Source organism: Bifidobacterium aesculapii (genome assembly GCF_001417815.1).
Taxonomy (GTDB): domain Bacteria; phylum Actinomycetota; class Actinomycetes; order Actinomycetales; family Bifidobacteriaceae; genus Bifidobacterium; species Bifidobacterium aesculapii.
Genome location: NZ_BCFK01000019.1, coordinates 1 through 7,328, shown reverse-complemented (window position 1 = coordinate 7,328; position 7,328 = coordinate 1). Strand labels below are relative to the sequence as shown.

General features: G+C 65.8%; 4 protein-coding genes and 1 tRNA gene. All 5 read left to right on the top strand.

All coding sequences use genetic code 11. From position 1 onward, the window contains the following. Positions 1-320 precede the first annotated feature (320 nt). The 5 genes from BFAL_RS02240 to pgl all read left to right on the top strand — a co-directional run bounded on the left by BFAL_RS02240 (position 321) and on the right by pgl (position 6,780). Positions 321-396 (top strand) — tRNA-Lys (locus BFAL_RS02240). Between the two features lie 870 nt (positions 397-1,266). Next, positions 1,267-3,030: a C69 family dipeptidase gene (locus BFAL_RS02235; protein WP_055426815.1), complete on the top strand. Its 1,764-nt coding sequence runs from the start codon at positions 1,267-1,269 to the stop codon at positions 3,028-3,030. Between the two features lie 290 nt (positions 3,031-3,320). After that, the gene (gene zwf, locus BFAL_RS02230) at positions 3,321-4,859 is read left to right on the top strand and encodes a glucose-6-phosphate dehydrogenase (RefSeq protein WP_055426814.1); all 1,539 of its coding nucleotides are present in this window, start codon (positions 3,321-3,323) and stop codon (positions 4,857-4,859) included. Beyond that, complete coding sequence (locus tag BFAL_RS02225) at positions 4,856-5,872, top strand: glucose-6-phosphate dehydrogenase assembly protein OpcA (protein ID WP_055426813.1); 1,017 nt, start codon at positions 4,856-4,858, stop codon at positions 5,870-5,872. The genes zwf and BFAL_RS02225 overlap by 4 nt, the downstream gene beginning before the upstream one ends. Positions 5,873-5,952: 80 nt before the next feature. After that, a complete protein-coding gene (pgl, locus tag BFAL_RS02220) occupies positions 5,953-6,780 on the top strand; it encodes a 6-phosphogluconolactonase (RefSeq protein WP_055426812.1) in 828 nt (275 codons plus the stop codon). Positions 6,781-7,328 lie beyond the last annotated feature (548 nt).

The following is a 7,328-nucleotide window of genomic DNA, read 5'->3' as shown; positions in this document are numbered from 1 at the left end:
CCCTACTCCTCTTGCCGCACGCTCTTGCCGGTCTAGCCCTGTGCCCGCATACTTCCGCTCCTTTTTGGTTCCGTTCTGCTTGACCTCATTTTGCTGGCCTACGCTCCTTAGTCTCCCCTCTGTTCTGCGACAGCCTCTCTGCTCAGCGCGCGTTTCCAATCCTGCAGTCGCTAAGCAACCCCTAGTTACACACTTACCGAGACACTCCCTTATGCACGTAAAGAAACAGCCTCTCCGTTCATCGAATCACTCCGCGACAAGACACGTAGGCTGGTGTACGGGTTGCGATATCCACAGAGCGCGTGTATTTTGGAAACGTTGCCCCTCTAGCTCAACGGTTAGAGCAGCGTCCTTTTAAGTCGTGGGTTGTGGGTTCGAATCCCACGGGGGGCACCATAAACCCCTTGGAATCGTTGCGGCTCCAAGGGGTTTTTGATACCGGTCAATTGCCTTCCGGGACAACATTAGACAACATGAGCGCGGATGCTCGCGCTTCTCTAACTCCAAAGTTATAGCAAGCGCATGCTGCGCGCATTGAACGGCTAACCTGCGCAATCCGGGTAGCAACCTGCGCGATTGGACAGCCAACCTGCGCAGTCCAAGACCCAACCTGCGCATAGGGGTGCTGAAAGAAGCCCGCCGCACGGCTTTGAAACGCATACGCCACTTCCTGGAAAGCCCGGAATATCAAGGAAACCACCAACCCCGCCCCACCCGGCGCAAGCAGTCTTTCACGACCCCCATGCGCAGGTTCGACATCGGACTGTACAGGTTCGGAACCAAACCGCGCAGGTCCGCCATCGGACTGCGCAGGTTCGAGAACCGATCGCCCAGGTTCATCATCCGAAGCCATTCACCGGCCGATGACGACCTGGTTCGAGCCCCAACCGTCCAAGTCCGCCACCGGACGGCACAGGTTCACACGCTCCGCTGCTGGTAGTCGGAGTGGCCAAGTGTCAGGCCCCACCGGACTGCACAGGTTCACGCCCCGACCGCGCAAGCCTGGCACCAAACTGCATGCAGTCCGGGACGAAACACCAGCAGTGTCAACAGACACCACAAACACCCAGCCCTCCAACAAACACCACAGGCACCACAACAGACCTCCGCATCCTCGGCCGACAGGCGGGAATACACTTCCCTCATGGGAGCAGCACCTTCTCCAGTTAGAATCTGAACACTTCCAACCGTAGAACTGGTGTCGCGCTTCTATCTAGAACCCGGGGCGCACCCTCGCATCGGCCGTATCGGGCTACAGTGGGCATCATGTCCTGTACCACACTGCTCATCGGAAAAGCCGCCAGCATCGACGGCTCCACCATCATCGCCCGCGACGACGATTCCGGCTCCGGCCGCTACGATCCGAAGCGCCTCGTCACCGTCAATCCCAAGGACCAGCCGCGCCACTACCGTTCCGTGCTCTCCCACGTCGAAATCGACCTGCCGGACGACCCATGCCGGTACACGATCGCACCGAACGTGCTGAACAACCGCGGCATCCTCGCCGAAGCGGGGGCCAGCGAGCGCAACGTGGCGATGAGCGCCACGGAGACGATCGCGGTGAACGAGCGTGTGCTCGCCGCCGACCCGATGGTCGAATTGCGCCCCGCACAAGGCGAGCCGCTCAACCCGGACGGCACGCCCAACCCCGACTACACGCCCGAAACTCCCGGCGGCATCGGCGAGGAGGACATCATCACGCTCGTCCTGCCGTACGTGCGTACCGCGCGCGAGGGCGTCGAACGCCTCGGCGAGCTGTTGAAGCGCTACGGCACGTATGAGGCGAACGGTGTGATCATCTCCGACGTGGACGAGATCTGGTATGTGGAGACGATCGGCGGGCATCATTGGATCGCGCGCCGCGTGCCCGACGACTGCTATGCGACGATTCCGAACCAGCTGGGCATCGACGATTTCGACCTGAAGGATGCGTTCGGTCCGCAGCGCGAATACCTGTGCAGCGCGGATCTGCGCGAGTTCATGGCCGAGCATCGCCTCGACCGCACGATGCCGGAGCATGCGTCCGCCACGTCGCTGCGCGGGGCGGGTCTCGCGCCCGCACGCGGCGTGGTCGGGTTCGCGGCGGACGGTTCCATCCAATCGCCGGACCGGTTCAACCCGCGTATGGCGTTCGGCACGGCCACGGCGAAGGATCATATCTACAACACGCCACGCGCATGGTACATGCAGCGTTGTCTCAATCCGAGCGAGGACTGGGATTCGCCGTCCGCCCGCTACACGCCCACGTCGGACGACATCCCGTGGTGCCGCGTGCCGGAGAGCAAGGTGACGATCGAGGACGTGGACCGCATTCTCTCGTCGCATTTTGAGGGCACGCCGTACGACCCGTATGGCACGCTCGGCACGCCGGAGTCGCGTCACCGCTACCGTCCGATCGGCGTCAACCGCACCGGCCACATGGTGGCGATCCAGCTGCGCCCGTACGTGCCGGCGCCGGCGTGCGCGGTGATGTGGGTCTCGTTCGGCTCCGGTCCGTTCACGACGGTCGCGCCGTTCTATGCGAACGTGCGCGACACGCCCTCCTATCTGCGCGACACCACGCCGCACGTCTCGACGGGCAACCTGTATTGGACGAACCGGCTCATCGCGGTGATCGCGGACGCGCATTTCTATGAGACGAGCAACGCGGTCGAGGGGTATGCGGAGGCGTTGCGCGCGTACGGGCATCGGCATGTGGCGCGTACCGACGCGGCCGTCGTCGCGGGTGCGACAGCGACGACGGGCGCGATGGATGCAGCGGCGGCAACGGGCGCGACGAGCGTCACGGACCCAGCGAACGTTACAGACGCGGCGAGGACGGCGAACGCTACGGCCCCGGCAGACGCGGCGGATGCGGTGGATGCCGTTGCGCACGACGGCGACGACGCGTCGATCGAGCTGCTGGAGAAGGCGAACGCGCGGATGGCGGACGAACTGCGTACGCGCACGACGAAACTGTTGGACGACGTGCTGTATACGTCCAGCAATCTCATGCACAACGCCTTCGCGATGTCCGACCGCTGGGCGTGACCCGCCGAGCGTAACCCACCGGGCGTAACCCACAGGGCGTAACCCACAGGGCGGCGGGCACCCCATCCCTCTCCACCCATAGTGCGCAAGCTCACATGGTGCGGTAAAACCTCCATGGTGCGGTGACGCTAAACGGCTTGATTCCGCCATTGTGGAGAAATTGTGTTACCGCACCATGGGAGAAGAGGGGGTTGGGAGGGGCGCGGGAGGGGTACGGGCGGGGCGCGTCATTCGCCATGGGCGAGATTGGGGTGGCGCGGCACCCGCCCCGCCGACTACCCTGTTGACGTATGAGTGGGAATTCCAATTGGACCAATCCGTTGCGCGACCCGCGCGACCTGCGCCTGCCGCGCATCGCGGGCCCGTGCTCGCTGGTCATCTTCGGTGTGACCGGCGATCTGGCGCAGAAGAAACTACTGCCCGCCGTCTACGATCTGGCCAACCGCGGCCTGCTGCCGCCGAGCTTCGGCCTGACCGGCTTCGCACGGCGCGACTGGACGCAGGAGCATTTCATCGAATTCGTGAAGACGGCCGTCCAGGCGCGCTGCCGCACGCCGTTCAAGGAGTCGACGTGGAACAACCTCGCCGCCGGCATCCGGTTCGTGCGCGGCACGTTCGACGACCCCGAGGCGTTCGAACGTCTCAGCGCCACCGTGCAGGAGCTCGACCGCGACCGCGGCACGCGCGGCAACCACGCGTTCTACATGTCCGTGCCGCCGAGCGCGTTCCCGATCGTCTCCAAGCAGCTGGCCGCATCCGGCCTGTCGCGCTCCACGGAGGGCGCGTGGCGGCGCGTAATCATCGAGAAGCCGTTCGGCCACGACCTCGCCAGCGCGCAGGAGCTCGACCGCGTCGTCTCCGAAGTGTTCGACCCGAGCTCGGTGTTCCGCATCGACCATTACCTCGGCAAGGAGACCGTGCAGAACCTGCTGGCCCTGCGTTTCGCGAACTCGATGTACGAGCCGATCTGGAACGCGAACTACGTGGACCACGTGCAGATCACCATGGCCGAGGACATCGGCATCGGCGGCCGCGCCGGCTACTATGACGGCATCGGCGCCGCACGCGACGTGATCCAGAACCACCTGCTGCAGCTCATGGCCCTGACGGCCATGGAGGAGCCGGTGAGCTTCACCGCGAAGGACCTCACGGCAGAGAAGACCAAGGTGCTCTCCGCCGTGCGTCTGCCGAAGGACCTCGCCGCCAACACGGCCCGCGGCCAGTACGCGAAGGGCTGGCAGGGCTCGCACGAGGTCGTCGGGTATCTGGACGAGAAGGGCATCGACCCGAAATCCACCACGGAGACGTATGCGGCGATCCGCCTCGACATCGACACGCGCCGGTGGGCGGGCGTGCCGTTCTACCTGCGCACCGGCAAGCGCCTCGGCAAGCGCGTCACCGAAATCGCCGTCGTGTTCAAACGCGCGCCGCACCTGCCGTTCGAACAGACCGCGGTGCGCGAACTCGGCAAGAACGCGATCGTGATCCGCGTGCAGCCGGACGAGGGCGTGACGATGCGCTTCGGCGCGAAGGTGCCGGGCGGCACCACGATGGAGGTCCGTGACGTGAACATGGACTTCAGCTACGGCCGCTCGTTCACCGAGAACTCGCCGGAAGCGTACGAACGCCTGATCCTCGACGTGCTGCTCGGCGATCCGCCGCTGTTCCCGACCACCGAGGAAGTGAACCTGAGCTGGAAGATCCTCGACCCGATCGAGGAGTTCTGGTCGACGCTCGGCCAGCCGCAGCCGTACCGCGCGGGCACGTGGGGCCCCGCCGAAGCCGATGAGATGCTGGCGCGCGAAGGCCGCCATTGGAGGATGCCATGATCATCGATATGCCGAACACCCGCACGCGTGAAATCGCGCACAAGATCGACGAGCTGCACGAGGAACGCGGCGAGTCGGCGACCGGCCGCGTACTCACGCTGCTCATCGCCGCCGACGACGCCGACCTCGAACACGCGCTCGAGGTCGCCAACGCGGCCAGCCGCGAGCACCCGTGCCGCGTCATCGCGATCGTGCCGGACACGTCGCGCCGCGACGCCGGAGACGGTACGGACGCGGGCACGGACGCAGGCGGCGTCAAGGCGATGGAGAAGACCGACAATCCCGCCATCGACCTGACCGACGGCCCCGCCGGCTCGAACCTCGACGCGCAGGTGCGCTTCGGCGCGGACGCCGGCGCGGGCGAGATCATCATCCTGCGCCCGCGCAACGGGCTCATCAGCCACCCGGACACGCTCGTCATCCCGCTGCTCGTGCCGGACGTGCCGGTCGTCGCATGGTGGCCGACCACGCCGCCGTCGAACCCGGCGAAGGACCTGATGGGCGCGATGGCCCGCAGCCGCATCACCGACGCGATGCGTTCCAGCAATCCGGAGGCGACGATCGAACGACTGCGCCGCAGCTGGACGCCGGAGGACGTGGATCTCTCGTGGACGCGACTGACCGTGTGGCGCGGACTGCTCGCCTCGATGCTCGACCAGCCGCCGCACCTGCCGATCACGGCGGCGAAGGTGACCGGTCCGCGCGAATTCCTGCCGATGGATCTGCTGTGCGCGTGGCTGCGCCTCAAGCTCGGCGTGCCCGTCGACGTGGAATACGTGGACGGCGCCGAGGCGGTGACCGGCGTGGCGCTCACGCGCGCGGACGGTGTGGTGTCGCTGGAACGCCCGCACGAGGATCAGGCGCTGATCTCGATGCCCGGGCAGACGCCGCAGACCATCTCCGTGCCGGTGCGCACCATCGAGGACTGCCTGACCGAGGAGCTGCGCCGCATCGACCCGGACGAGGTCTACGGCGAGGTCATCAACGAAGGCTGGGATCTAATCCGGCACTGAACGGCGGGGCTGTTCCGGCTGTATGCCGGAACGGCCGGCATGGCCGGCACGCAACCGGAATGAAGGAGACATCAGACATCATGGCAAACCGCAAACTCGTCGTCTACCCGGACAAGGACACGATGATTCAGGCCGGTGCGCGGCGTCTCGTGCTCGCGCTGCTCGACCTGCTCGACGAACGGCTGCCCGGCGGGGACGTACGCGGGCGCGTCGACGTGGCGCTGTCCGGCGGGTCCGCCGCGCAACCGCTCGGGCTCGTGGCGGCCGATCCGCTCGCCGCGTCGATCGACTGGGCGCGCGTCCACTTCTGGTTCAGCGACGAACGGTTCGTGCCGGCGTACGACACCGACCGCAACGCGCTCGAGGCACGCCGGCTGCTGCTCGACCGGCTGGTCGCCGACGGGTTGCTGCCGGAATCGAACATCCACGAGGTGCCGGCGGACACGCGCTCCCCGGAGGAGATCATCAACCAGATCGACGATGGCGCCGCGAACGCCACATTGGTGAACACGGCCGCGAACGTGTACGCGAACGAGATGATTCGCGAGATGGGCCCGGAGCCCGCGTTCGACCTGATGATCCTCGGCATGGGGCCGGACGGGCACTACGCTTCGCTGTTCCCCGCGTCTTCGGGGCACTCCGAGGTGCTGGTGGATGATCGGTTGGCCGTGGGCGTGACCCGCTCCCCCAAGATGCCGCCGTTGCGCGTGTCTCTGACCGCGCCGGTCATCGCGCGATCCCGCCGCACGTGGTTCTTCGCGGCCGGTGCCGGCAAAGCCGATTCGCTCGCGCATGTGTTTGCGGCTGGAGACGGCAAGCCCGGCGACCCGGAGTACCCGTCGTCGTTCGCCGGCGGCGCGGACGAGTTCGTCTGGTTCACCACCGAGGAGACCGTGGCGAAACTGTAGGCTCCCGCGTCGTAAATTCTCGTTGCGAGGGGTAGATTCTCACCCTCGCGAACATCCATCTGCGTTACAAGGGGTGCTCGGCATCGCTGACCCAAGCCTATTCGGGCCTTATACGCCCCAAATGGGGCGTATAAGGCGGGCGAGGCACCCCTCGCAACGCAGATAAACCCCGACGATGACGGAAATCCACCCCTCGTAACGCAGAAGACGCCCCATAGGGGGCGCCTCGACAAGAACATGAACCCGGGATGCGAGCCGGATGGGCCACATCCCGTTCTCGGCGCGATTTTGGTGCGCAACACAGTGGTTTTGCGCACCAAAATCGCGCCGATCGTTTGTGAGAGCAGTCAGGAGGGCTACTCCTCAATCTCCGGCTTCGTTCTGTCTCGTCCGGCTATCGCCGGACCCGAACCGGTCGAGAGCCCACAGGGCCCTCCCCAGCCGCGAAGCGAGCCCTACGCATCGACTCCCGGAGCCCGGCTCGATCTGCAATTACGGACTCGTCTACGGCGAGACTCGATACCGGCTCGGCGGTAAACCGCCTCGCA

Coding starts and splice junctions, on each gene's coding strand:
- BFAL_RS02235 (WP_055426815.1), top strand. CDS start 1,267: ATGTCCTGTACCACACTGCTCATCGGAAAAGCCGCCAGCATCGACGGC.
- zwf (WP_055426814.1), top strand. CDS start 3,321: ATGAGTGGGAATTCCAATTGGACCAATCCGTTGCGCGACCCGCGCGAC.
- BFAL_RS02225 (WP_055426813.1), top strand. CDS start 4,856: ATGATCATCGATATGCCGAACACCCGCACGCGTGAAATCGCGCACAAG.
- pgl (WP_055426812.1), top strand. CDS start 5,953: ATGGCAAACCGCAAACTCGTCGTCTACCCGGACAAGGACACGATGATT.